The 23,143-nt window shown below is 65.6% G+C and carries 23 protein-coding genes and 1 pseudogene; 12 read left to right on the forward strand and 12 right to left on the reverse strand.

The genetic code is table 11. The features are described from left to right. Window positions 1-377: 377 nt before the first annotated feature. Window positions 378-857, reverse strand: a complete 480-nt coding sequence (locus L6D75_RS07845; protein ID WP_236193475.1) for a VOC family protein — start codon at window positions 855-857, stop codon at window positions 378-380. Between the two features lie 234 nt (window positions 858-1,091). Between L6D75_RS07845 and L6D75_RS07850 the strand changes: the two genes are divergently transcribed. Together L6D75_RS07850 and L6D75_RS07855 are read left to right on the forward strand one after the other, a co-directional pair. Further along, window positions 1,092-2,321: a hypothetical protein gene (locus L6D75_RS07850; RefSeq protein ID WP_176514896.1), complete on the forward strand. Its 1,230-nt coding sequence runs from the start codon at window positions 1,092-1,094 to the stop codon at window positions 2,319-2,321. Window positions 2,322-2,537: 216 nt separating this feature from the next. Beyond that, window positions 2,538-3,188: a TIGR04211 family SH3 domain-containing protein gene (locus tag L6D75_RS07855; RefSeq protein WP_176514898.1), complete on the forward strand. Its 651-nt coding sequence runs from the start codon at window positions 2,538-2,540 to the stop codon at window positions 3,186-3,188. A gap of 67 nt (window positions 3,189-3,255) precedes the next feature. Here L6D75_RS07855 and L6D75_RS07860 read toward each other — a convergent pair whose 3' ends face one another. Together L6D75_RS07860 and L6D75_RS07865 are read right to left on the reverse strand one after the other, a co-directional pair. Next, a complete protein-coding gene (locus L6D75_RS07860) occupies window positions 3,256-3,519 on the reverse strand; it encodes a hypothetical protein (protein WP_176514900.1) in 264 nt (87 codons plus the stop codon). Between the two features lie 73 nt (window positions 3,520-3,592). Then, window positions 3,593-4,507 (reverse strand): LysR family transcriptional regulator, encoded by a 915-nt coding sequence (locus tag L6D75_RS07865; RefSeq protein ID WP_176514902.1) that lies wholly within the window; start codon window positions 4,505-4,507, stop codon window positions 3,593-3,595. Window positions 4,508-4,632: 125 nt separating this feature from the next. Between L6D75_RS07865 and L6D75_RS07870 the strand changes: the two genes are divergently transcribed. Continuing rightward, a complete protein-coding gene (locus L6D75_RS07870) occupies window positions 4,633-5,367 on the forward strand; it encodes an SDR family NAD(P)-dependent oxidoreductase (RefSeq protein WP_176514904.1) in 735 nt (244 codons plus the stop codon). A gap of 18 nt (window positions 5,368-5,385) precedes the next feature. Further along, window positions 5,386-5,592, forward strand: coding sequence for a tautomerase family protein (locus L6D75_RS07875; protein WP_176514906.1), 207 nt, complete (start codon window positions 5,386-5,388; stop codon window positions 5,590-5,592). A gap of 115 nt (window positions 5,593-5,707) precedes the next feature. On the opposite strand, the gene L6D75_RS07880 is transcribed toward L6D75_RS07875, so the two are convergent. Beyond that, window positions 5,708-6,589, reverse strand: coding sequence for a LysR family transcriptional regulator (locus L6D75_RS07880; RefSeq protein WP_176514908.1), 882 nt, complete (start codon window positions 6,587-6,589; stop codon window positions 5,708-5,710). A gap of 115 nt (window positions 6,590-6,704) precedes the next feature. Between L6D75_RS07880 and argC the strand changes: the two genes are divergently transcribed. Both argC and L6D75_RS07890 read left to right on the forward strand, forming a co-directional pair. After that, window positions 6,705-7,643, forward strand: a complete 939-nt coding sequence (gene argC / locus L6D75_RS07885; protein ID WP_176514910.1) for an N-acetyl-gamma-glutamyl-phosphate reductase — start codon at window positions 6,705-6,707, stop codon at window positions 7,641-7,643. Between the two features lie 81 nt (window positions 7,644-7,724). Continuing rightward, on the forward strand, window positions 7,725-8,411 hold the full coding sequence (locus L6D75_RS07890) for a GNAT family N-acetyltransferase (protein WP_176514912.1): 687 nt from the start codon (window positions 7,725-7,727) through the stop codon (window positions 8,409-8,411). Window positions 8,412-8,507: 96 nt separating this feature from the next. Here L6D75_RS07890 and L6D75_RS07895 read toward each other — a convergent pair whose 3' ends face one another. Genes L6D75_RS07895 through L6D75_RS07915 form a run of 5 tightly spaced genes read right to left on the reverse strand, consistent with a single transcriptional unit; the run spans window position 8,508 to window position 12,945 of the window. Continuing rightward, a complete protein-coding gene (locus L6D75_RS07895) occupies window positions 8,508-9,263 on the reverse strand; it encodes an ABC transporter permease (RefSeq protein WP_176514914.1) in 756 nt (251 codons plus the stop codon). Then, window positions 9,263-10,468, reverse strand: a complete 1,206-nt coding sequence (locus L6D75_RS07900; RefSeq protein ID WP_176514916.1) for an ABC transporter substrate-binding protein — start codon at window positions 10,466-10,468, stop codon at window positions 9,263-9,265. Before L6D75_RS07900 ends, L6D75_RS07895 begins: the two co-directional genes overlap by 1 nt. Beyond that, window positions 10,455-11,276: an ABC transporter ATP-binding protein gene (locus L6D75_RS07905; protein ID WP_176514918.1), complete on the reverse strand. Its 822-nt coding sequence runs from the start codon at window positions 11,274-11,276 to the stop codon at window positions 10,455-10,457. The genes L6D75_RS07900 and L6D75_RS07905 overlap by 14 nt, the downstream gene beginning before the upstream one ends. Further along, a complete protein-coding gene (locus L6D75_RS07910; RefSeq protein WP_176514919.1) occupies window positions 11,273-12,337 on the reverse strand; it encodes an acyl-CoA dehydrogenase family protein in 1,065 nt (354 codons plus the stop codon). Before L6D75_RS07910 ends, L6D75_RS07905 begins: the two co-directional genes overlap by 4 nt. Window positions 12,338-12,384: 47 nt before the next feature. Then, complete coding sequence (locus tag L6D75_RS07915) at window positions 12,385-12,945, reverse strand: carboxymuconolactone decarboxylase family protein (RefSeq protein WP_176514921.1); 561 nt, start codon at window positions 12,943-12,945, stop codon at window positions 12,385-12,387. A gap of 102 nt (window positions 12,946-13,047) precedes the next feature. Here L6D75_RS07915 and L6D75_RS07920 point away from each other — a divergent pair, with 102 nt between their 5' ends. After that, window positions 13,048-13,959 (forward strand): AraC family transcriptional regulator, encoded by a 912-nt coding sequence (locus L6D75_RS07920; RefSeq protein ID WP_176514923.1) that lies wholly within the window; start codon window positions 13,048-13,050, stop codon window positions 13,957-13,959. Between the two features lie 79 nt (window positions 13,960-14,038). Here L6D75_RS07920 and L6D75_RS07925 read toward each other — a convergent pair whose 3' ends face one another. Further along, the gene (locus tag L6D75_RS07925; RefSeq protein WP_176514925.1) at window positions 14,039-14,557 is read right to left on the reverse strand and encodes an RrF2 family transcriptional regulator; all 519 of its coding nucleotides are present in this window, start codon (window positions 14,555-14,557) and stop codon (window positions 14,039-14,041) included. A gap of 82 nt (window positions 14,558-14,639) precedes the next feature. Further along, on the reverse strand, window positions 14,640-16,019 hold the full coding sequence (locus tag L6D75_RS07930) for an NAD(P)-binding domain-containing protein (RefSeq protein ID WP_176514927.1): 1,380 nt from the start codon (window positions 16,017-16,019) through the stop codon (window positions 14,640-14,642). A 539-nt stretch (window positions 16,020-16,558) separates the two neighbouring features. Between L6D75_RS07930 and L6D75_RS07935 the strand changes: the two genes are divergently transcribed. The 3 genes and pseudogenes from L6D75_RS07935 to L6D75_RS27440 all read left to right on the forward strand — a co-directional run bounded on the left by L6D75_RS07935 (window position 16,559) and on the right by L6D75_RS27440 (window position 19,617). Continuing rightward, complete coding sequence (locus L6D75_RS07935) at window positions 16,559-17,758, forward strand: NAD(P)/FAD-dependent oxidoreductase (RefSeq protein ID WP_176514929.1); 1,200 nt, start codon at window positions 16,559-16,561, stop codon at window positions 17,756-17,758. A 248-nt stretch (window positions 17,759-18,006) separates the two neighbouring features. Next, window positions 18,007-18,762, forward strand: a pseudogene (locus L6D75_RS27435) (MCP four helix bundle domain-containing protein); the annotation flags it as partial. After that, a complete protein-coding gene (locus L6D75_RS27440; protein ID WP_371871962.1) occupies window positions 18,754-19,617 on the forward strand; it encodes a methyl-accepting chemotaxis protein in 864 nt (287 codons plus the stop codon). The pseudogene L6D75_RS27435 and the gene L6D75_RS27440, both read left to right, overlap by 9 nt. A 41-nt stretch (window positions 19,618-19,658) precedes the next feature. Here the strand turns inward: L6D75_RS27440 and L6D75_RS07945 are convergent, their stop codons facing one another. Continuing rightward, window positions 19,659-21,065 (reverse strand): purine-cytosine permease family protein, encoded by a 1,407-nt coding sequence (locus L6D75_RS07945; protein WP_176514933.1) that lies wholly within the window; start codon window positions 21,063-21,065, stop codon window positions 19,659-19,661. A 317-nt stretch (window positions 21,066-21,382) separates the two neighbouring features. On the opposite strand from L6D75_RS07945, the gene L6D75_RS07950 reads away from it, so the two are divergent. After that, entirely contained in the window at window positions 21,383-21,868 is a 486-nt protein-coding gene (locus L6D75_RS07950) for a flavin reductase family protein (protein WP_176514935.1), read from the forward strand. A 66-nt stretch (window positions 21,869-21,934) separates the two neighbouring features. Then, a complete protein-coding gene (locus tag L6D75_RS07955) occupies window positions 21,935-22,978 on the forward strand; it encodes an LLM class flavin-dependent oxidoreductase (RefSeq protein WP_176514937.1) in 1,044 nt (347 codons plus the stop codon). Window positions 22,979-23,143: the final 165 nt, after the last annotated feature.

Genomic DNA, 23,143 nt, shown 5'->3' on the forward strand with positions numbered 1-23,143 from the left:
ATGCAGACGTTGCGGTTGTTCGGGGTGATTCTGACTGGGGCGTTCTGTGCTCGGCAGATCATTCGCTTGAGCAGGGTTTGAGGCGCTTGGCTTGAGCCTTTGGGTGTTCATGAGATCGAGCGCCGCCCGCGCGGCGCATCGCGGATAAATCCGCTCCTACATTTGTTGCAACGTACCTATGTCTGATAGGCCATGGTTGTCAGCCTTGTTTGTACGACGCGGTTTCTCGGCGGGCACCAAGAGCGGACAACCATGGCCTGACAGGCCATGGCACGTTGCAACAAATGTAGGAGCGGATTTATCCGCGATGCGCCGCGCGGGCGGCGCTCGATCTCAAGGCCCCCACCAAACCCCAGACGAGCCGCAAAAATCCCCACTCACCCACGCAACGCCGCCTCGATCGCCGCCACATCGATCTTGCCCATGTTCATCATCGCCTCGAACGCGCGCTTGGCTGCGGCCCGGTCCGGGTTGCCCAGCGCCTCGATGAGAATCCGTGGGCAGATCTGCCAGGAAATCCCCCACTTGTCCTTGCACCAGCCGCACACGCTGGCTTCGCCACCATTACCGATGATGGCGTCCCACAAGCGGTCGGTTTCGGCCTGGTCCTCGGTGCTGACCTGAAACGAAAACGCCTCGCTGTGCTTGAACGTCGGGCCGCCATTGAGCCCCACGCAGGGGATGCCCATGACCGTGAACTCGACGGTGATCACATCGCCGGCCTTGCCCGAGGGGTAGTCGCTGGGCGCGGGGTGCGCGGCGATCACCCGGCTGTCGGGGAAGGTTTTGGCATAGAAGTTTGCCGCCTCTTCAGCGTCCTGGTTGAACCACAGGCAGATCGTGTTCTTGGCAGTCATGATCAAAGGCTCCAGGGATGAACAGTGAGCCTTTGAGTCTAGTGCCTGTGCCCGGGCAGGCGACGCCGAGGGCCTGCCCTTCGTCGCGTTCGCGGCGGCACATATTTCACGTTCGGAGAAGTACTACGATTTTCAGCGATTTATCCTACAGCCTAGCCACTTCACAGCATGCTTTGGCAGCCAGCATGATCCCTGACGTACTCAACAGGCGACTTTACGCAGGGAGAATCAGGTTTGTCCGAATTCGAAGCGAAGCTGCAACACCTTACCGCTGACCAGGTCGAGGCGTTGTACAGCGAATACATCAGCGGTGAAAAAATTGCCCTCTTGATCAAGCGTTACGACATCGACGTGGCGCCCAGCAGCCTGATCAAGACCTTCCCTCCCGTGCCCTGCCCCGCGCTGGCCTGCCCGTACTGCGAGGCCAGCCTGTTCGAACGGCGCAAGAGCAGGACGACCCACAGCTGGAACGAGAACCTGGCGTTCTGCAAGACCTGCGCGCACCGCCACTACTTCCCCGACCGCTCGCGCTGGCGCCGTGACTGCACCTGCCGGCCGTGCCTGGATGCGCGCGAAGCGGCGAGGCAGGCGCAGGCCGTCGACCAGCGCAAGCGGGTCAAGGCGCACTGGTCGCTGGCAAAACGCAAACCGCTGCTGCTGCACACCCTCTCGTTCACCCGCAAGCTGCAGTTGCTGGCCATGCTCGAAGTGCGCATGGACACCCAGCGCAATTGCCTGATGCCCGCAGATCAGGCTGGCCATGAGGCCCGGGTCAGCCCTTCGAAGGCCATGGACACCGAGATACTGCAGGTGCTGCACGAAGAATCGGTGCTGCTGGTCGACCCCGACTCGCCCCTGGATGCCTTCAGCAACGACCTGGCGCCCAAGGCGTGGCAGAAAAAGGTGCACTGGGTCGCCAATGTCAGCCTGGACGGCTATCAGCGCACGAACCTGGCGCAGCTGTACCGGGTGATGCACAAGGAGCTGTCGGCGGGCCCGCTGCCGCAGTGGCGGGTGCAGATCATCGCGCTGATCGAGGCGCTCTCGGCCGAGGAGGTCTACGCCCACCTCGCCACCCGCTGCACGGAACACGGGCTGCCCTTCGACACCCGGACAAAGGCCCTGGAGATGGCCGCCCAGTTGCTCATGGCGCACCCGGTGCGCCATGCGTGGCTGCTGGCCGACAGCGCCATACGCGGTGCGCTGACGTACATCACCCGCACCCACGTGACCAAGCGCCACGCCAGCAGCACGCTGGCCGCCAGCATGTTGTCGATGGGCGAACGGGCGCTGAGGCAGCAGTGGCAGTTCAACCTGCCGAACGAGGAAACGCTGGCGCCGCGCTCCAGCCTCAGCCAGCTGCTGTTCGACGTGCTGCTGCAGCAGGACGACCACGGCCTGGGGCGCAAGCTGGGTGACTACATCGCCGATCTGCCCCTTCACGCCGGCGCTTCGCGGCAGTGACGTTGCCCCGGGCAAGCCCACCGCGCCGAGCCGGGTGGGCGCTCGCCAAGCGAGGCGCTCTAGATCGCCACTTGCAACATTCTGCAGACAATTCCTGCCTCCGTCAGTGAACCTGCCTACAAAAATACGGTCTTTCGCTGACGGTCAATTCACCGACCAGTTCGCCGGCCCGTGCCATCACCGGGCCTATATTTCCTGTTGCAGCGAAGACCCAACATGCCTGAATCCCGCCCAGCCTCCCTCGCCCTCCCAGCCCTGCGCGGCACCTTGCTCGCCGCCCTGGTGGCCCTCGCCGCCCCCGTGCATGCCGAAGAGCCGGCCAGCGATGCGCGCTGGGTCAGTGACAGCCTGAGCACCTACGTGCGCAGTGGCCCGACCGACGGCCACCGCATCGTCGGCACGCTCAAGTCCGGGCAGAAACTCACCCTGGTCGGCAGCCAGGGCAACTACAGCCAGGTGCGTGGGCAGAACGGCGACCTGGTGTGGATCCTCACCAGCGACCTGCAGTCGGTGCCGGGCCAGGGCGATCGTCTGCCGCAGCTGGACGCTCAGGTGGCCGACCTTTCCGGGCAGTTGAAGAGCATCGATGACAGTTGGAAGAACCGCGTGCAGGGCATGCAGGAAACCCTGGATTCGCGCAAGCAGCTGATCGATGAGCTGCAAGCGCGCAACAAGGCGCTCAACGAGCAGCTCGACCAGAGCCAGTCGAGCCTGCGCGATACCCAGGCGCGGCTGGGCGATGAGAACAAGCAGGTGATGATGCGCTACATGGTGTATGGCGGCAGCATTGCCGGGGCGGGGTTGCTGGCCGGGTTGATCTTGCCGGCGCTGACCCGGGGGCGCAAGAAAAGCGATCGGTGGTTCTGAGGCGCGCAAAACCCGATAACTTGCGCGCCCCACTGTGGGAGCGGGCTTGCCCGCTCCACAGCCTCGCCTACTTGTTGCGCGCCTTGTTGTAGATGGTCAAGGCCTGGTCAGCCGAGGCCTGGCACTGGGCCATGTCGCCTTTTTCGCGAGCCGCCTTGGCCGTTTTCAGGTGCTCTTTGAAGTCATGGGCCATGCCGCCATGCAGCGCTTGGCCACTGGCCTTGTGGATGTCTTCCAGGTTCTTGATCTTCGCGTCGCAATTGCTGGCAGGGTCAGCATGGGCGGCAACACTCAGCACAGAAGCAATCACCAGCAGTGTCATGGATTTCATGAAGCGTCCTCCTGGGAAATCGGAAAGTTCATCGAGAAACAGGGGCTCGATGCAGCAAAAAGCATAGCTGCGCTTAGCCCGAATGCCCCTCATCAACCAGAAAGTCGATGAACACCCGCACCCGCAACGGCATATGCCGCGCCTGCGGGTAGATCAGCATGAACGGCCGTGAAGTCCCGCCATACTCGGCAAGCACCTCCACCAACTCGCCACTGTCCAGCGCATCCTGCACGGTGAAGCGGTACGCCTGCATCAACCCGCCGCCATAGCGCACCAGGGTCGCCGTGGCGAGGAAGTCGCCCTGGCAGGTGAATCCGCCCTGGGTCTCGATTTCCCACTCGCGCCCTTCGCGGCGAAAACTCCACGGCGGGCGACGGCCCGTGCTGGCCAGCTCGAACTGGATGCATTCGTGCTGGGAAAGGTCTTCGGGCACCTGCGGCGTGCCCATGCGGGCCAGGTAGCCGGGGGTTGCCACCACCACCAGTTCGGCATCCTCCAGGCGCCGTGCCACCAAGCGCGAGTCGGCCGGCTCGCGGCCGCGGATGGCCAGGTCGAAGTGTTCTTCGGCGAAGTCCACGTTGCGGTTGCTGACATGTACGTCCACCTGCACCTGCGGGTAGCGCGCTCGAAAACGCGGCAGCAGCGGCAGCAGGCGATGGTGGGCGTAGGGCGTCGGCGCGCTGATGCGCAAGCGCCCGCTGGGCGCGGCCTGGCCCCCGGTGACCTGGCGTTCCGCCTCCACCAGCTGCCCGAGCGCCTGGCGGCACTGCTGGTAGTACGCCTGCCCCGCGTCGGACAGGCGCATCTGCCGGGTGGTGCGCACGAACAAGCGCACCCCCAGGCGCTCCTCCAGGCGCGCCACGCTGCGGCTCACCGCCGCCGGGGTGACACCCGCCTCGCTGGCGGCGGCGGTGAAGCTGCCGTGGTCGGCGGCAAGGCAGAACAGCTCCAGGCTGCCCAGTTGAAGGTCATCGAAATGGCGGGTCATGGTGGCTCGATTGATTACACGGTGTATCGATTGAAATGCCATCCACCTCATTTTTCAAGCGCTGGTTGCGACCTAAAGTGGTCACCACACCGAGCCGACCGGCTCATCTACCGGAGTACGCCAGCATGACCCAGCCAAGAACCGTCATCATCACCGGGGCCTCGAGCGGCCTTGGCTTCGCCCTCGCCGAGGCGTTTCTCGAGCGTGGCGACAACGTGGTCGGCAACGCCCGCAGCCAGGCACGCCTGGACCAGGCAGCCGCCCGCCTCGGCCAGCCTCAACGTTTCATCGGCGTGGCCGGTGACATCGCCCAGGCCGACACCGCACAGCGGTTGTTTGCCGCAGCGCTGGAACGCTTCGGCGGCGTCGACATCCTGATCAACAACGCCGGGATCTTCATTCCCAAGCCCTTTACCGAGTACAGCGAGGAGGACGTCGACGCCTTGGTCGGCACCAACCTCAAAGGCTTCTTCTACCCATCCCAGGCGGCGGCACGGATCATGGCCGCGCAAGGGCACGGGCATATCATCGCCATCACCGCCTCGGTTGCCCTGCAGCCGGACACCCGCGTGCCGGCGCTGCTGCCGGTGCTGGTCAAGGGCGGCCTGAACCAGGCGGTCAAGGGCCTGGCCCTGGAGCTGGCGGCCAGCGGCGTGCAGGTCAACGCGGTGGCGCCCGGCATCATCGATACGCCGCTGCATGGCAGCAATGTCCAGGGCCTGGGCGCCTTGTCGCCCAGCGGCCGCACCGGCGCACCGCAGGATGTGGTGGACGCCGTGCTGTACCTGACCGACGCACGCTTCGTCAGCGGCGTCATCCTGCCGGTGGACGGCGGCAGCACCGCCGGTACCTGGCACTGAACAGAGGAGATTGCAGCCATGCCATATGTTCATATCCGCGTGACTGAAGAAGGTGTCAGCGCCGAGCACAAGCGCCAGTTGATCGAAGGCACGACGCGTCTGCTGCAGGAGGTGCTGGGCAAGCCGCCGGCGAGCACCTTCGTGGTGATCGAAGAAGTGCCGACCGATAACTGGGGGGTTGGCGGCGAGACCGTGACGGCCGTGAGGCTGCGAGAGCGGGGTTGAGAACTGGGGCCGCTTGCGGCCCAATCGCCGGCAAGCCGGCTCCCACAGGGGATCGCGCCAGCTTTCAGTCCTTGTGGGAGCCGGCTTGCCGGCGATGGGCTGCGCAGCAGCCCCCTTACTGGCGCAAGCGCTCCAGCGCCTCCAGCACATGCCCGGTGGCCTTCTCCACCTCCCCTTCCCTGCAAGCAATGCCCAGCTGCCGCCACAACCCCGGCCGCAACGGCCGGCGCAGCACCCGCCGGTCCAGCTCCGCCGCCTCGCCTTCCTGAGGCAGCAAGGTGGCGCCGTAACCGGCGCCCACCAGGCTCTTGATCGCATCGTTGTAGTTCAGCTCGATCCGCGCCTCGGGGTACAAGCCGGCGGCGGCGAACCATTCACCGATCACCCGCGACAGCTGGGTGCTGCCGTCATTGAGAATCAGCGCCCGCTGCCCCAGCCAGGCCGGGGTGACCTTGGCCGGCGGCTGCCAGTCGGCAGGCACGTAGGCCAGGATCGGGTCGCGCCGCCAGGGGGTGAGCCGCACGCCCTTGCCTGCCACTTGCGGCAAGGCCACCAGGCCGATGTCCAGGGCGCCTTCGCGCAGGCGCGCCAGCGACGCCTGGGAGGTCAGTACCTGCACTTGCACGTCGATGCCCGGGTGCGCCACCCGCAAGTGCTCCAGCGCCTTGGGCAGCAGGTGGGCAATGGCACCGGTCGAGGCGCCCAGGCGCACCCGGCCGGTAAGGCCCTGCACTTGCCGGCGCACTTCGTCCAGCGCCTGGTCGGCATCGGCCAGCAGGCGCCGGGCGCGGGCCAGCAGGGTGTCGCCGGTGGGCGTCGGGCGCACCTGGTTGCGGTTGCGGGTCAGCAACGGCGCCCCTACCCGCGCCTCGAGCTCGGCCACGTGCAGGCTGATGGTCGGGGGCGCCAGGTTGAGCTGGCGGGCGGCCTCGGCGAACGAGCCGAGGTCAGCGATGACGACCAGCGTGCGAAGGCGGTCGAGGCTGATTTCGCGCATGGGGGCAGGGTCCTGTTGGTTCAGAAAAGATGAACGTCAGCGTCATGATATTCAAATTTCCATTATCTGGGCGACAAGCGAGCATAGGCCATCTTCTTCGCACCGGACCCCGACCATGCACACCCCTGTAGTTTTCATCGATGGCGACCAAGGCACCACCGGCCTGCAGATCCACGCACGCCTGCACGGGCGTGACGACCTGCAGCTGCTGACCCTGCCCGAAGCCGAGCGCAAGGACCCGCAGCGGCGCAGCGACGCCATCAACAGCGCCGACATCGCCCTGCTCTGCCTGCCCGACGACGCTGCCCGCGACGCCGTGGCCGCGATCCGCAACCCTGCGGTGCGGGTGATCGATGCAAGCTCTGCGCACCGCACCACCCCAGGCTGGGTGTATGGCCTGCCGGAGCTCGATGCACAGCAAGCCGAGCGCATCGCCCAGGCCACCCGCGTCAGCAACCCCGGCTGCTACCCCACCGGCGCCATCGCCCTGTTGCGCCCGCTGGTCAACGCCGGCCTGCTGCCGGCCGACTACCCGCTGAGCATCCACGCCATCTCGGGTTACTCCGGCGGCGGCCGGGCGGCGGTCGAGCGCCATGAGCAGGGGGGCGGCGAAACGGCGCCGACCCTGCAGATGTATGGCCTGGAACTGGCCCACAAGCATGTGCCGGAAATCGAGCTGCACGCCGGGCTGTCGGCGCGCCCGGTGTTCCTGCCAGGGTATGCCGCCTACCGCCAGGGCATCGTGCTGAGCATCCCGCTGCAATTGCGCCTGCTGCCGGGCGTCAGCGCCGAGCAGCTGCAGGCCTGCCTGCAGCGTCACTACCAGGGTGCCCGCCATGTGCAGGTCATGCCCCTGCACCAGCACGGCGCGGCCACCGCCCTGGACCCCGAGGCCCTGAACGACAGCAACGACCTGCGCCTGGCGCTGTACGCCAACCCCGAGCACGGCCAGGTGCTGCTGACGGCGGTGTTCGACAACCTCGGCAAAGGCGCCTCGGGCGCGGCGGTGCAGAACCTCGACCTGATGCTCGCGGGCCTGCAGGCAAGAGGCTGACCCGGCAAAAAGGGTTTAGACTGTGCACCCCGCGCCACCCCGGCGCGGGGTGATCCACCTGCAGCCGGAGCCCGCCCCCCGATGTTCATCCTGAGCCGCCTCGACAGCGTGCCGCCCGAATCTTTCCAGAACCAGATCCGTGAGCTGGTGATCCACCACGTCGGCGACCTGAGCAGCGTCGCCATTCGTGCCGATAACCCGCTGTATCCGCTGTACCAGTACGGCGTCGGCATGGAGGTGCATCAGTACCTGCAGGCCATGGACGGCACCCGCGGGCTGGCCGTGCAGCTGACCCTGGCGCTGGATGCCGAAGCGCCGGACCAGCTGCTCGGCTTCGCCCTCACCCTGCCCGCCCAGGACAACCCCCAAGCCTGTGCCCTGGCCTTCCTTGCCGTGGTGCCCGAGCGCCGCCGCGAGGGTGTCGCCCGCGCCCTGCTGGGCGATGTGCAGGCACGCTTTGCCAGCGTCGAGCTGAATGCCTTTGCGCACCAGGTGCCGTGGTTCGAGGCCATGGGCATGCAGGTGGTGGCGGCCAGCGGGCCGCAGGTATTGATGAGCAGTACCGGGGTGGCCAGCGGGGCGTTGATCGGGCGCTTGGACATTGCGCCGATCTACCAGGCCCAGGAGGTGCATCAGATTCACACCTACCTGCTCAATCAGCAGGGTGAAGAGGCGATGATCGAGGCCGAGCAGCAGCGCGATGAGCGCCTGGATGAGTTGGCCGTGCAGGCGCGCGAGTGTGTGAGGCAGCGCAAGACCGTGCATTGAGCCGAGCGCCCTATCGCCGGCAAGCCGGCTCCCACAGGATGCTCACCGCCCTCGATGTGGGAGCCGGCTTGCCGGCGATAGGGCCACACTGGCCCGTCAGGCATGCACCCAGCGCCGATGCAGCCCACGCGCCAGGGCATCGAGCATGAACCCCAGCACGCCGATCAGCAGCACCATGGCCATCAGCTCCGAGTACGCCAGCCGGTCGCGGGTATCCAGGATGAAATACCCCAGCCCCGCACTCACCCCCAGCATCTCGCACGGCACCAGCACGATCCACAAGATGCCGATCGCCAGGCGCACCCCGGTCAGCACATGCCCGATCACCCCGGGCACGATCACCTTGCACAAGGTTTCCCAGCGCGTGGCGCTGAGGCTGCGGCTCAGTTGCAGCCAGCGCGGGTCGAGCTGGCGCACGCCAGCGGCGGTGTTGAGCAGGATCGGCCACAACGCCGCGAAGGCCAGCAGGAAGTAGATCGGCTGGTCGCCCACCCCCATCAGCATCACCACCACCGGCATCCACGACAGCGGCGAAATCATCCGCAGGAACTGGAATGCCGGGGTGGTCGCCGCTTCCAGGTGCCGGTAGCTGCCCACCAGCAAACCCAGTGGCACGCCGATCAGCAAGGCCAGCAGCAAGCCGATGAGGATGCGCTTGAGGCTGACCCAGACGTGCCCGTAGACCTCGCCCTGCCCCAGCAACTCGACCAGGCTGGCCAGGGTGGCCTGGGGCGAGAAGCGCGCCGACAGCCCGTCGGCCTCGCCGAATACCGCCACCCCAGCCCACCACAGCAGCAACAAACCCAGCAGGCCGGCCAAACCCAGGCCGGCATGTACGACGTGCTTGCGCATCAGACCACGAACTCCTCGCTGCGCTCGAAGTTGTCGGCAATGCCGAACACCGACGGCCCGCCGACGGCGGCGATGGCGTTGCGCACGAAGCGGTCATCGACCAGGTCGCGTGCGGTCTGCGCAGGGTCCAGTGCGGCCAGGAAGCCGTTGTCGCCTTCGATCAGGGTGTGCTTCAGGCGCTTGACCAGCTCCTCGGTGTAGCTGGGGAACGGGTACGGCTGGAAGTCGATGCGCTTCTCGTCCCATTGCTGGTGGCGGATGGCGCCGCTGGCGATGTAGCCGGCGCGGTCCTCGGCAGCCGGCGCCAGCACCTTGGCCAGCACCGCCGGGTCGTGCGGGGTGTACTTGTTGGGGCCGGCCTTGGACAGCAGCGCGGCGGCTTCGGCGCGGTGATCGCGCGTCCAGTGCTGGGCCTTGACGATGGCGTTGACCACTTTTTGCGACCACTCGGGGCGGTTGTTCAGGTCATGCTCGTGCATGAACACCACGCAGCAGGCATGGTTGCGCCACACATCGCCAGTAAAGCGCTGCACGCGGCCGACCTTGAGGTTCTCGGCCAGGGCGTTGAACGGCTCGGCGACGATGTAGCCGGCAATGCGCTTGCTGGCCAGGGCCGGCGGCATGTCCGAGGGCGGCAGCACCAGCAGGTTGACCTCGTTGGCCGCCAACTGCGCGTTGGCGGGCTTGGACACCGGCGTCAGGCCGTTGTCGTTGAGCATCTGCTGCAGCACCACGTTGTGGATCGAATACCAGAACGGGATGGCCACGGTCTTGCCGCCCAGCTGCTTCATGTCGGTTATGTCCGGCGCCACGGTCAGCCCTGAGCCGCCGACGTGGTTCCACGCCACCACCTTGGCCGGCACCTTGCTGCCATAACGCGCCCACACGGTCATCGGCGACAGCAGGTGAATGACGTTGACCTGCCCGGAGATGAACGCCTCGATCACCTGCGCCCAGCTGCGCAGCAGTACCGGGCGCTCGGCCTTGATGCCTTCTGCCTCGAACAGGCCATTGTTGTGCGCCACCAGCAATGGCGTTGCATCGGTGATCGGCAGGTAGCCGATGCGCACCGGCGCGTCAGGCTCGGCGGCGGCGCGCGCCTGCAGGCTCGACAGCAGCGGCACGGCACCGGCGGCGGTGAGCATGGCGCTGAGCTTGAGAAAATCACGACGCGAGGTGGTGGAACAGCAGTCATCCATGCACATGGACAGGCTCCGAAGGCAACGAGGTAGGGGAAGGTTCGGCTGTGCGGCTGGCCCGCCGTAGGGTTTTCAGAATCTCGATGCGCAGCGCGCCCAGCTCCTCGACCCGCTGCGCACGCGGCTGCGGCAGGTCGATGGGCCATTGGCCGAGGATGTGCGCTGGGTGGTCACCCAGTAGCAGCACCCGGTCGGACAACAGCAGGGCTTCGTCGATATCGTGGGTGATCAGCACCGCGGCCGTGTTGTGCGTGGCGATCAGTTGCAGCAGCAGTTGCTGCATGTCGGCGCGGGTCACTTCGTCCAGCGCGCCGAACGGCTCGTCGAGCAGCAGCACTTCAGGCTGGCGCGCCAGGCAGCGGGCCAGCGCGGTGCGCTGGGCCATGCCGCCGGACAGCTGCGCCGGGTACTGGTTGCGCGCATGGGCCAGGCCCACGGCGCTGATCGCATGGTCGATGCGCGCGCGGCGCTCGGCCGCGGCGAGCTTGGGCTGGCGGGCGAAGTCCAGGCCGAAGGCGACGTTCTTTTCCAGGTTCAGCCAGGGCAGCAGGCTGGGGTCCTGGAAGGCCACCGCCAGGCGCGGGTGCGGGCCTTGCAGGGCTTCACCGTGCAGGGTCACGCTGCCGCTGCGCGGCTGCTGCAAACCTGCCAGCACCCGCAGCAGGCTGGACTTGCCGACCCCGCTGGGGCCAAGGATGGTGACCACCTCCCCGGGCGCCAGTTGCAGGTCGAAGCGCGCCAGCACCTCCTGCCAGCCGCCCTCGCGCGGGTAGCCCAGGCTGATGTCGCGGGCTTGGAGTAACGCGTGGCTCATGCGGCAGTCGCCTGGCGGTGCAGTTCGGCGCGCAGTTGCACCAGGCTCGGGGTGACGATCGGCACGAACGCCGACTCGCGCCAGCGGCGCGCAAAGCCTGCGCCGAATTCATCGAGGTAGGCCTTGCCGCCACTGGCCTGCAGCTCCAGTTGCACCGCGTCGGCGGCGCTTTCGGCGAGGGTGATGCGCAGCTTGAACAGCGCCGCCGGCTGGCTTTGGAAGCGCCCGTCGAGCAGGCCCTGCTTGAGCTCGGCCACGGTGTTTTCCAGGCGCTCTTTCAGGACCTGGCGGTGCTCTTCGAGGAACGACAGGCGCCCGTGCAGGTGCGCGTGCACTTCGTCCAGCGAACGGCGCGCCAGGCCGATGGCCATGCCGCACTGCAGTGCGAGGAACGCCGGGCGCACCTTGGGCAGGAATTCGCGGGCGTTTTCATGCAGCAGCCAGTCGCGGCTCAAGGCCACCTGATGGAACGCCAGGGCTGCGGTGTTGCTCGACTGCAGGCCCATCAGTTGCAGGTCGTCGGAGCGCTCAAGGCCTGCGCTTTGCGAGGGGATCGCCAGCACGAACGGCGCACCGCCGGCGTCATCCTCGATGGCCGCGGCCACCACGAAGCCGCTCTTGCGCAGGTTGGTCACCCAGTGCAGGCGGCCTTCCAGGGCCCAGCCGTCGGCCTCGGGGCGTGCGCGCACTTGCAGCGCCTCGATGCCGGAGAGGAACTTCATGGCATTGGACAACCCGGTTGCACCGGCCAGCTCGCCGGTCAGCAGGCCCGGCAGCAAGCGCTCGCGCAGGGCCTGGTTGGGGCTTTGCAGCAGGTACTCGATAAAGGCGCGCTGGCCCCAGCAGACGAAGGCGCTGGCCAGCGAGCGGCTGGCGATGGCCGCGATGGCTTCGACGGCGTCGGTCACCGCACCGCCACTGCCACCCAGCGCCGGGTCGACGCCGACGCGCAGCAACTGCGACTCGGCAATCTGCGCCAGCACCTGCTGGGGGTCGCACTGGCCCTGGTCGATGGCCTCGGCATTGGCATCCAGCCACTTGGCAAATGCAGCATCAAGCATATCCCTACTCCTTTTGGTAACGCAGGCGCCACGGCGCCTTGCGCGGTTTATGCAGAAGGCTGCCAGCGGTACTTGCTCAGCTCGTCGTTGAGCGGCGTCTGGGCGAACACATTAGCAAAGTTGCACAAGGTTGCGAGGCTCACGCCGAGAATCACTTCCAGGGCGTTGCCCTCGGTGAAACCGGCCTCGCGGAAGGCGTTATAGGTGGCTTCGCTGACGTTGCCGCGGGTGGCGATGACTTCGCGGGCGAACTCGGCCAGGGTCTCGTAGCGCGCATCGGGCAGCTCGCCACGGGCGCGCAGGGCATCGACCACGTCCTGTGGCAGCTTGGCCTTGTTCAGCGCCACGGCGGTGTGGCCGGCCACGCAGAAGTCGCAACCGTGCTGGGTGGCGGCAATCAGCTGGACCACTTCGCGCTCGGCCAGCGTCAGCTCGGCCTTGCCATTCAACGCCGACACGGTGACGTAGGTTTCCAGCGCAGCCGGAGCGTTGGCCAGCACGCCCAGCAGGTTGGGGATGAAGCCGGAATTCTTCTGGGCGTTCTCGAGGAACGGGCGGGCCGCTTCCGGGGCGCTCTGCAGAGTGTGTAGAGTAATGCGCGAGGACATGGAGTGGTCTCCTTCGGTGTGTGTGCATACAGTCTGTTGGTTATAAGAAATACCCTCCATATTCGTCAGTCGCCTTTCCTTGCTCCTGAGTCTTTACATTAGATGATTTCGTCCAGCCCACTTGTCGATTGGTTATTAGAGGGCCTAGAGCTCGATGCCAGCCTGTTCCACGTCGGCCGCTACTGCGGCGGCTGGCATGCCAGCACCCAGGGCATGGGCCGGGCCAGTTTTCACCTGGTGGTGCAGGGGCATTGCTGGCTGCATGTCGATGGCCAGGCCGAGGCCGAGCGGCTGGAGGCCGGGGACGCGGTGTTTCTGCTGCGCGACATGGGCTATCGGCTGTCCAGCGACCAGGACCCGCTGAGCGCCTGCGCCCAGCCGCGCCAGGTGATGCAGGCGCTCGATAGCCAGGCGGCGGACGGCGTGGGGCTGGTGTGCGGGTTCTTTCACTTTCGCCCGGGGTTGTCGTCGTTGATCGTCGAGGGGCTGGCCGACCGCATTCTGTTGCGCGCCGATGAGCCTGCCGGGCACGCGGCGCGGGCGCTGTTCCAGTTGATCCTGGACGAATGCCAGCGCCTGCCGGCGCCTTCGCAGACCTTGCTGGAGCGGCTGACGCACTTGTTGTTCCTGTATGTGCTGCGCCAGCAGGTGCATGCCGGGCGTTCCCTGGGCGGTTTGGTGGCGCTGGCCCGGCAGCCGGCATTTGCCGGGTTGCTGGAGCGGCTGATCGAGGAGCCCGGGCAGGCCTGGACGCTGGAGAGCATGGCGGCGGTCACGGGGTTGTCGCGCTCGGCGTTTTTCAAGCGCTTCAACGAACTGGCCGGGCAGTCGCCGGGGCAGGTGCTGCTGGCGCTGCGCATGCGCCATGCCTGCCAGTTGCTGCAGGCGGGCAACACCGTGGAGCAGGTGGGCGCGCAGGTGGGGTATCAGTCGGTGGCGGCGTTTACCCGGGCGTTTGCCAAGGCGGTGGGGGTGCAACCGGGGGCGTATCGGCGCCAGCACGAGGGGCGCTGAAGGTCTGCTGCCTGTGAGGGCCCTATCGCCGGCAAGCCGGCTCCCACAGGTACTTCGCAGATTTGCGGGGCTGCGCAGGTCAAGCCTGGCTCGCCGGGATACGCCGCTCGCCCATCCACTCACCGACCTGCCGGCCAAACTCCGCCGGGGCCTTGCGCCCAACGCGGCGGGCCAGGTCGAGGATGGTCTGCTGGGCCAGGGCGTCTTCCATGCGCTTCTGCGCGCCCTGCATCACCGCGTGGATCGCGCAGGTGCCCTCGGTTGCCCAGCCCGGCGCCGAACCCTCGAACAGCGAGCAGCGTTCGCGAATCTCGCGGCAGTCGAAGATTTTCTTCGGCCCGTCGATGGCGTTGACGATGTCCAGCACGGTGATTTCGTCCGACGGCCGGGCCAGGCGAAAGCCGCCGCGCACGCCTTCGGTGGCCACCACCAGCTTGGCGCGCGCCAGCTTGGTGAACACCTTGGCCAGGTATTCCTGGGGCACGCCTTGCAGCTCGGCAAGATCACGCACGCTGGACTCGCGCGTGTCACCGCGCTCGTCCACGAGGTAGAGCAGGCAATGGATGCCGTATTCGACGCCAGCACTGTAAAGCGACATTTCAATCTCCGACCAACTTTGTCGCAAATCATACGCCGCTCGCGCCGGGTCGCCAACCTCGCCGTGCTGCAACCGCGGGCGGTTACCGGCGCAGCGCCTTGACCTGGGCTTGCTTGCCGTCCGTTTCGCGCAGGTATTCCTGCAGCGAGTCGTCCATCGCCTGCAGCCAGCGGGTGTGGTGGGGCACCGCCTGGGTGCCGGTGATCACCGAGCGGTAGGACTTGTCGCGATAACCCATGATGTCGTGCTTCTTGTCCTGCTTCCATTGCAGGAAGATGCGATTGACCGCGTCGATGTCGAAGCTTGGGTAGTCGGTCTGCTCGATCAGGTGGCGGATGTAGCGGCCCTGGAATTCATACATCGAGGCCGTGGTCTGCAGGCCCTCCTCGTCCTCGCGCCAGCGCTCGCTGTCGGCTTGCATGGCCGCCTTGGCCGGTAGCTCGATGCGCCCGAGCATGTAGTCGCGGGCGAACCAGGCCTGGGCGTCGAACAGGTTGAAGCTGTACCACAGGTCCTGCATGCCCAGGTACAGCAACTGCGGGTTGCGCTCCCAGACCACGCCCTGGTACAGGCCCGCAGGCCACAGGCGGTTGTTGGTCTTGAGGGTCAGCTCATCGGGCAGGAACGGGAAGTGATGCTGGTACCCGGTGCACAGGATGATGGCGTCCACGCGCTTGTGCGAGCCATCGGCGAAGTACGCCAGGTCATTCTCCACCCGCACCAGCTGCGGGCGCTCTTCCCAGCCTTTGGGCCATTTGTAGCCCATCGGCTGGGTGCGAAACGCCGTGGTGATCGAGCGCGCACCGTACTTGTAGCACTGCGAGCCGATGTCTTCGGCCGAGTAGCTGCTGCCAACGATGAGCAGGTCCTGGCCCTTGAATTCCACCGCTTCGCGAAAATCGTGGGCGTGCAGGATGCGCCCGGTGAAGCGCTCGAAGCCTGCGAACTCCGGCACGTGCGGCGTAGAGAAGTGGCCGCTGGCGACCACCACGTAATCGAACACCTGCTCGATGCTGGCCCCTGTGCCGTAGTCGTGGGCGCTGACGGTGAACGTGCGCGTCGGCTCATCGAAGCTGACGTGCTTGACCACGGTGTTGAAGCGGATGAAATCGCGCACCCCAGCTTTCTGCACACGGCCTTGGATGTAGTCCCACAGCACCTCGCGCGGCGGATACGAGGAAATCGGCCGGCCGAAATGTTCATCGAAGCTGTAGTCGGCGAACTCCAGGCACTCCTTGGGGCCGTTGGACCACAAGTAGCGGTACATGCTGCCGTGCACCGGCTCGCCATGCTGGTCGAGCCCGGTGCGCCAGGTGTAGTTCCACATGCCGCCCCAGTCGGCCTGCTTTTCGAAGCAGACGATGTGCGGCATGGGGGCGCCCTGGGCATGGGCGGACTGGAAGGCACGCAGTTGCGCAAGGCCGGACGGGCCGGCACCGATGATAGCTACACGAAGAGTCATAAAGATTCCTGAACAGTTGAACGCTGAAAAAGATGCAAAGGCTCCCCAACCCCAAACGGCAAATGGCCGGGGGTGGTGGAATTCAGGCGTTACGGCGCAGGTGGAGGGACGGGGCGTTTGCGCATCTGGCTGAGCAGGATGTTGGCGGGCGGAATCGACAACACGTGGAACAGGCTGGAAAGCGGAGAGAGGGGCATGGGGGTGGGCCCGTATCCATCAGCACAGGGTGCGTAATGGGGGCCTGATGGGCGCAAGATACGTGTGATCTCGTACATGGGGGCTGAAATGGCCTCTTTTCTTTGTGGTTTCCTTTTTATCTATAACGGATGGGGGGGGGTGAGATCAAGGCTTGCGCCCCGCCGCCCTGCCCGCCTGCGAAGCAGAAATTGCCTACAGCCCACCGATCAGTTGCCTGCACGGTACGAAGAAAAAACTTGCAAAGAGAAACTGCGACCAATAGAGTCGTAGTTATTCGAGAGACACCTGCCGTGTGATCGAAGCCTTCTTCATTCCCTGTACGACATCTGCGGAGCAGCTGCATGAAATCCAACATCCTGATCATCGGTGCCGGTTTCGCCGGCGTATGGAGCGCCCTGAGTGCCGCGCGCCTGCTCGACCAGGCCCAGCGCGACGACCTGAGCATCAGCGTGCTCGCGCCACAGCCGGAGCTGCACATTCGCCCCCGCCTCTACGAAGCCAACGCGCACACCTTGAAGGCCCCCGTGGGCGAGCTGTTCGAGGCCGTTGGCGTGCGTTTCATCAGCGGCAGCGCCGAGGCCATCGACGCCGACGCCCGCAGCGTGCGCTACACCGACAGCCACGGCCAGCCACAGCAAATCAGCTATGACCGGCTGATCCTGGCCGCCGGCAGCCAGGTTGCACGCCCGGCTGTCCCGGGGCTTGCCGAGCACACCTTCGATGTCGACCAGATGGCCTCGGCCGTGCGCCTTGAGCGGCACCTGGCGAGCCTGGCCGCCCTGCCCGACTCGCCTGCACGCAACACCGTGGTGGTGTGTGGCGGTGGCTTCACCGGCATCGAAACCGCCACTGAAATGCCTGCACGCCTGCGCGCCGTGTTTGGGAACAGCGCTGTGCGGGTGTTGCTGGTCGACCGTGGCGCCAGTGTTGGCGCGGCCTTGGGCGCAGGGATCAAGCCATCGATCGTCGCCGCCTCCAAGCATGCAGGCGTCGAGTGGCTGACCGGCAGGTCGGTGGTTGCGGTCGATGCCGGTGGCGTCACCCTGGACAATGGCGACTACATCGCCAGCAAGACCGTGATCTGGACCGTCGGCGTCAAAGCCAGCCCGCTGACTGCGCAGGTTGCCGGCGAGCGCGACGCGTTCGGCCGGCTCAAGGTCGATGACCACCTCAAGGTGGTGGGCCAGCCGCATATCTACGCCACCGGCGATACCGCCTGGGCGGCCGTGGACGAGGTCGGCAACCACGCCCTGATGACCTGCCAGCACGCCATCCCCATGGGCCGCCACAGTGGCAACAACGCCATGGCCGACCTGCTTGGCGTGCAGCCGGTGGTGTACCGCCAGCCCAAGTACGTCACCTGCCTGGACCTCGGTGACTGGGGCGCGGCCTACAGTGAAGGCTGGGAGCGCGAGCTGAAACTGCATGGCCAGGAAGGCAAGGACCTCAAGCGCCAGATCAACACCGTCTGGATTTACCCGCCAGCCGCCGACCGCGCCGTGGCGCTGGCAGCGGCAGACCCGCAGATCGCCATCGTTTAAGCGCAATATCCTGGCATATCCGTCAAGTAATGACGGATATGCCTTTTTTTGTCCTTTTATTGAATAACTGGTCAATCATGATGGCCATATGGCATCATCTAAATCAAAAAGCATGCACGAGGGTGAGACACACACTTAAATCCGCAGCGCATCGAGAGCCCGGCATCCCCCGCTGACCCGGCCTCCCGCCCATGCTCTTGACGCCCTGCACGCCAACGTCAAGGAGCAATTCCATGCAACTCCGGAATATGAAGATCGGCATTCGCGCTGCCAGCGTATTCGCCCTGTTGGGCGTACTGGTCCTGTCCATGGGCCTTATCGCACTGTATGAAACCCGCCAGATGGACAAGGCCACCGACGAAATCCGCATCACCTGGATCCCGGCCGTGGTCGCCCTCAGTGAAATCGGCAGCAACCTCGGCCGCGCCCGTGCGGTCACCCTGCGCGCCGCGCTGGATGACAACGCCAGCGAACGGGCACGCAGCATCGAGATGCTCAACGGCATCAAGGCCCAGCTCGAAGAGGGCCTTAAAGCCTACGAAGACACCATCATCGCCGCCGATGACCGCGCCCTGTTCGACGCCTTCAACAGCGCCCGGCAGCAGTACTTCGGCCTGCAGGCCAAGGTGCTGCAGGACCTTGCCGCCGGCCGCGAGGCCGAGGCCAGGCACCAGATCACCGGCCCGCTGTCGCAGCACGCCGACAGCATGATGAAGGCCATGAGCGCACTGATCGCCTACAACGGCAAAGGCGCCGAAGGGGCGTCCGAGCGCAGCAGCCATGTGGCCGAACAGGCCTTTGTCGCCGTCATCGGCTCGCTGCTGGTGATCATGCTCGCCCTGGCCAGCATCGCCATCCTGCTCACCCGCAGCATCGTGGTGCCGCTGGCCGACGCGGTGGCCGTGGCCGAACGGGTGGCCACCGGCGACCTGACCCAGGACATCCAGGTCAGCGGCCGCGACGAACCGGCCATGCTGTTGCGCGCGCTGAGCCGCATGCAGGCCAGCCTGCGTGACACCATCCGCAAGATCGCCGCCTCCTCCGACCAGCTGGCCTCGGCCTCCGAAGAGCTGCACACGGTCACCGAAGACACCAGCCGCGGCCTGCACCAGCAAAGCGCGGAAATCGACCAGGCAGCCACTGCCGTCAACCAGATGACCGCTGCCGTGGAAGAGGTGGCGAACAACGCGGTCAGCACCGCCGACGCCTCCCAGGGCGCCGACCGCACCACCCGTGACGGGCGTGACCAGGTCAACCAGGCACTGGCTTCGCTGCAGCACCTGGTCACGGATGTGACCGGCACCTCTGCCGAAATCGAACAGCTGGCCAGCAACGCCAACGAGATCAGCCGCGTGCTCGATGTGATCGGCGCCATTGCCGGGCAGACCAACCTGCTGGCCTTGAACGCCGCCATCGAGGCGGCGCGGGCCGGCGAAGCGGGCCGTGGCTTTGCCGTGGTGGCCGATGAAGTGCGCGCCCTCGCCCACCGTACCCAACAGTCGACGGCGGAGATCGAGCAGATGATCGCCGGGATCCAGAACGGTACCGAGCGGGCGGTGACGGCCATGCACAGCAGCCAGGGGCGCGCCACCGGCACGCTGGAAGTGGCCGAGGGTGCCGGGCAGGCGCTGGAGGTGATTGCCGAGGCGATCGCCTCGATCAACCAGCGCAACCTGGTGATTGCCAGTGCCTCGGAGCAGCAGGCGCAGGTGGCGCGGGAGGTGGATCGCAACCTGGTCAACATTCGCGACCTGGCGATGCAGACGTCGGCGGGGGCCAATCAGACCAGTGCGGCGGCGCAGGACTTGTCGCGCCTGGCGGTGGACCTGAATGGGATGGTGGCGCAGTTCAAGGTCTGAGCTGAAACAGCTGGGGCCGCCTTGCGGCCCCCTTTCACGCATCACTCGTTGACACTGACCGCCCGCACCAGCTTCTCGGCAGCCTTGCCCCGGGTAGCCAGGCAGTAGTACAGCGGCACCGTCACCACCAAGCCGAACAGCCACGACAGGTCAGCCCCTTCGACGATGTTCGAATACGGCCCCACGTACAGCGACGTATTGGCAAACGGCAGCTGCACCAGGATCCCGCAGGCATAGGCGATGATCGCGTGATGGTTGAAGCGCCCATAAATGCCGCCATCGGCGCTGAAGATCGAAGCGATGTCGTACTGCCCCTTCTTGATCAGGTAGAAGTCGATCAGGTTGATCGACGCCCATGGCACCAGCACCAGCAGCAGCGCCAGGATCAGCCCGATGAACTGGCCGATGAAGCCCGCCGAGGCATTCAGCGCGACCATGCCGCACGCCAGCAGAATCACCGATGCCAGGATCACCCGCACCTTGATGCTCGGCGTCCACTGGGCGACGAAGGTCTGGATGGCGGTGACGATCGACAGCACCGCGCCATACAGGTTGAGGGCGTTGTGGCTGATGATGTTGAGCAGGAACAGCACCATCAAAATCGGCCCCAGCCAGCCGGTGGCCTGCTTGACCGCATCCATCGCGTCGGTGCCCTGCGGCACGCACAGCACCGCCACGGCACCGAAGCTGAAGCACAGGATGGTGCCCAGGGTGGCGCCAAAGTAAGTCGCCCAGAACGGCCTGGCGATGCCCACTTCCTTGGGCAGGTAGCGCGAATAGTCGGAGGTGTAGGGCGAGAAGCTGATCTGCCAGATGGTGCCCAGCGACACCGTGGCGATGAAGCCCGACAGGTTGAACGCGCCGCGGCTGAAGAAGTCGGCCGGCAGTGGCTGCACGAACATCATGATGAAGCCGGCCAGCAATGCCGAGCCCATCACCCAGGTGCCGATGCGGTTGAGGATATGAATGAAGCGGTAGCCGATCACGCCGATGGCCGTGGCGCTCAGGGCACCGATGACGATGGCGCCCGGCATCGGCACGCTGGGCGCGATGCCATGGATGGTCTTGCCCGCCAGAACGATGTTGGAAATGAAGAAGCCGACATAGATCAGCGCGGTGAAGAACACGATCAGCAGCGCGCCATACCGGCCGAACTGGCCCCGGCTCTGCACCATCTGCGGAATGCCCAGCTGCGGTCCCTGCGCAGAGGCCAGGGCGATGACCACGCCCCCCAGAAGGTGACCCAGCACGATGGCGATCAGGCCCCACAACAGGTTCAGGTGGAACACCTGCACCACCATGGCGCCGGTGACGATGGGCAGTGGCGCGATGTTGGTACTGAACCAGAGGGTGAACAGGTCGCGCGCCTTCCCATGGCGCTCGGCAGGTGGAACGTAATCGACCGTGTGATTCTCGACAAACTGGTGTTGCGATGACGGTTGGGACATGGTTTTCAGCTCGAAAGGTCGTTTTTATCTTTGTAAGGAAACCGCATCTAGGCGGCCTCTCAGCTGCGGACCATATTATGGTATTCCAAACTTTTGACAACACTGCTGCGGTCTATAAATCGCCAACTGATCCGGTTCAGCAACCACGGCCAAGGCCCTTCGCTTTGGTCAAAGCCCCTGTTCATGCGGCTTTGCGCCATTCATCGTGAATTTTCGCGTTGGCGAAATTCCGCTTGCAAATCGAGTATTACGGTATACCATCAGACACATCAACGATAAAAACCGCGGACCACCGCAGCCCTTTCGAGGTACTCGCCATGATCGACGCAACCGTCTACAAGAACGTCCTGGGCTCCTTCCCGTCCGGCGTCACCGTCATCACTACCCTGGACGACGACGGCTCGATCGTCGGCCTCACTGCCAGCGCCTTCTCTTCCCTGTCGATGGACCCGCCGCTGGTACTGTTCTGCCCCAACTACAGCTCCGACTCCTACCCGGTGCTGATCAAGCACAAGCGTTTCGCCATCCACCTGCTCTCTGGCGAACAGCAGGCCGAAGCCTATGCCTTCGCGAAAAAGGGCAAGGACAAGGCCAGCGGCATCGCCTGGACCTTGAGCGCACTGGGCAACCCCATCCTGGCCGGCGCCACCGCCGTGATCGAATGCGAGCTGTGGCGCGAATACGAAGGTGGCGACCACGCCATCATGGTCGGCAAGGTGCACAACCTGATCGTCCCCGAGCAGGCGCCACGGCCGATGGTGTACTGCCGCGGCAAGATGGCCAGCCTGCCCGCCTTTGCCTGATACGCCCAGCTTTATTACTGACGCCTGGCGCGCCAGGCGAGACTTCCAAGCTTTGAGGAAAGCCCCATGAAATTTTCGTTGTTCGTGCACATGGAACGTTGGGATGAACAGGTCAGCCACAGCCAGCTGTTCGAAGACCTGACCGAACTGACCCTGATGGCCGAGAACGGCGGTTTCAGCACCGTGTGGATTGGCGAACACCACGCCATGGAATACACCATTTCGCCAAGCCCGATGCCCCTGCTGGCCTACCTGGCCGCGCGCACCGAGACCATCCGCCTGGGCGCCGGCACCATCATCGCGCCGTTCTGGAACCCGATCCGGGTGGCCGGCGAATGCGCCCTGCTCGACGTCATCAGCAACGGCCGCATGGAAGTGGGCCTGGCCCGCGGCGCCTACCAGTTCGAGTTCGACCGCATGGCCAATGGCATGCCGGCCACCGACGGCGGCAAGGCCCTGCGCGAGATGGTCCCGGCGGTGCGCCAGCTGTGGCAAGGCGACTACGCCCACGAAGGCGAAGTCTACAACTTCCCGACCTCCACCAGCGTGCCCAAGCCGGTGCAAAAAGGCATGCCGCCGATGTGGATCGCCGCCCGCGACCCGGATTCGCACAACTTCGCGGTGAAGAACGGCTGCAACGTGATGGTCACCCCGCTGATGAAAGGCGACGAAGAAGTGCTGGACCTGAAGAACAAGTTCCAGGCCGCGCTGGACAACAACCCCGAGGTGCCGCGCCCGCAACTGATGGTGCTGCGCCACACCCACGTGCACAGCCCGGCCGACCCGGACGGCTGGAAGATCGGTGCCCAGGCCATTTCGCGCTTCTACCGCACCTTCGATGCCTGGTTCGGCAACAAGACCACCCCGGTCAACGGCTTCCTGGAGCCGAGCCCGGAGTCGAAGTTCGCCGAGGTGCCGGCCTTCGCCCTGGAGAACATCCGCAAGAACACCATGATCGGCACCCCCGAAGAGATCATCGCGCGCATCAAGTACTACCAGGAACTGGGCGTCGATGAGTTCAGCTTCTGGTGCGACAACAGCCTGCCCCACGCCGAGAAGAAGAAGTCGCTGGAGCTGTTCATCAAGGAAGTGGTGCCGGCGTTCGCCTGAATTCCCATTGCCTGAACCTGTTGCGGGACAAGCCCGCTCCCGGCGGCCCGCGTGGCCCTCGCGAGCGGGCGTTTTTTTGGGGCTCGTCGGGGTGGATTCGGCGCCAAGCAGATCGAGCGCCGCCCGCGCGGCGCTGGATCTCAAGAGCGACACATCTCTCAAGCC

It is taken from the genome of Pseudomonas faucium (genome assembly GCF_021602585.1).
GTDB lineage: Bacteria > Pseudomonadota > Gammaproteobacteria > Pseudomonadales > Pseudomonadaceae > Aquipseudomonas > Aquipseudomonas faucium.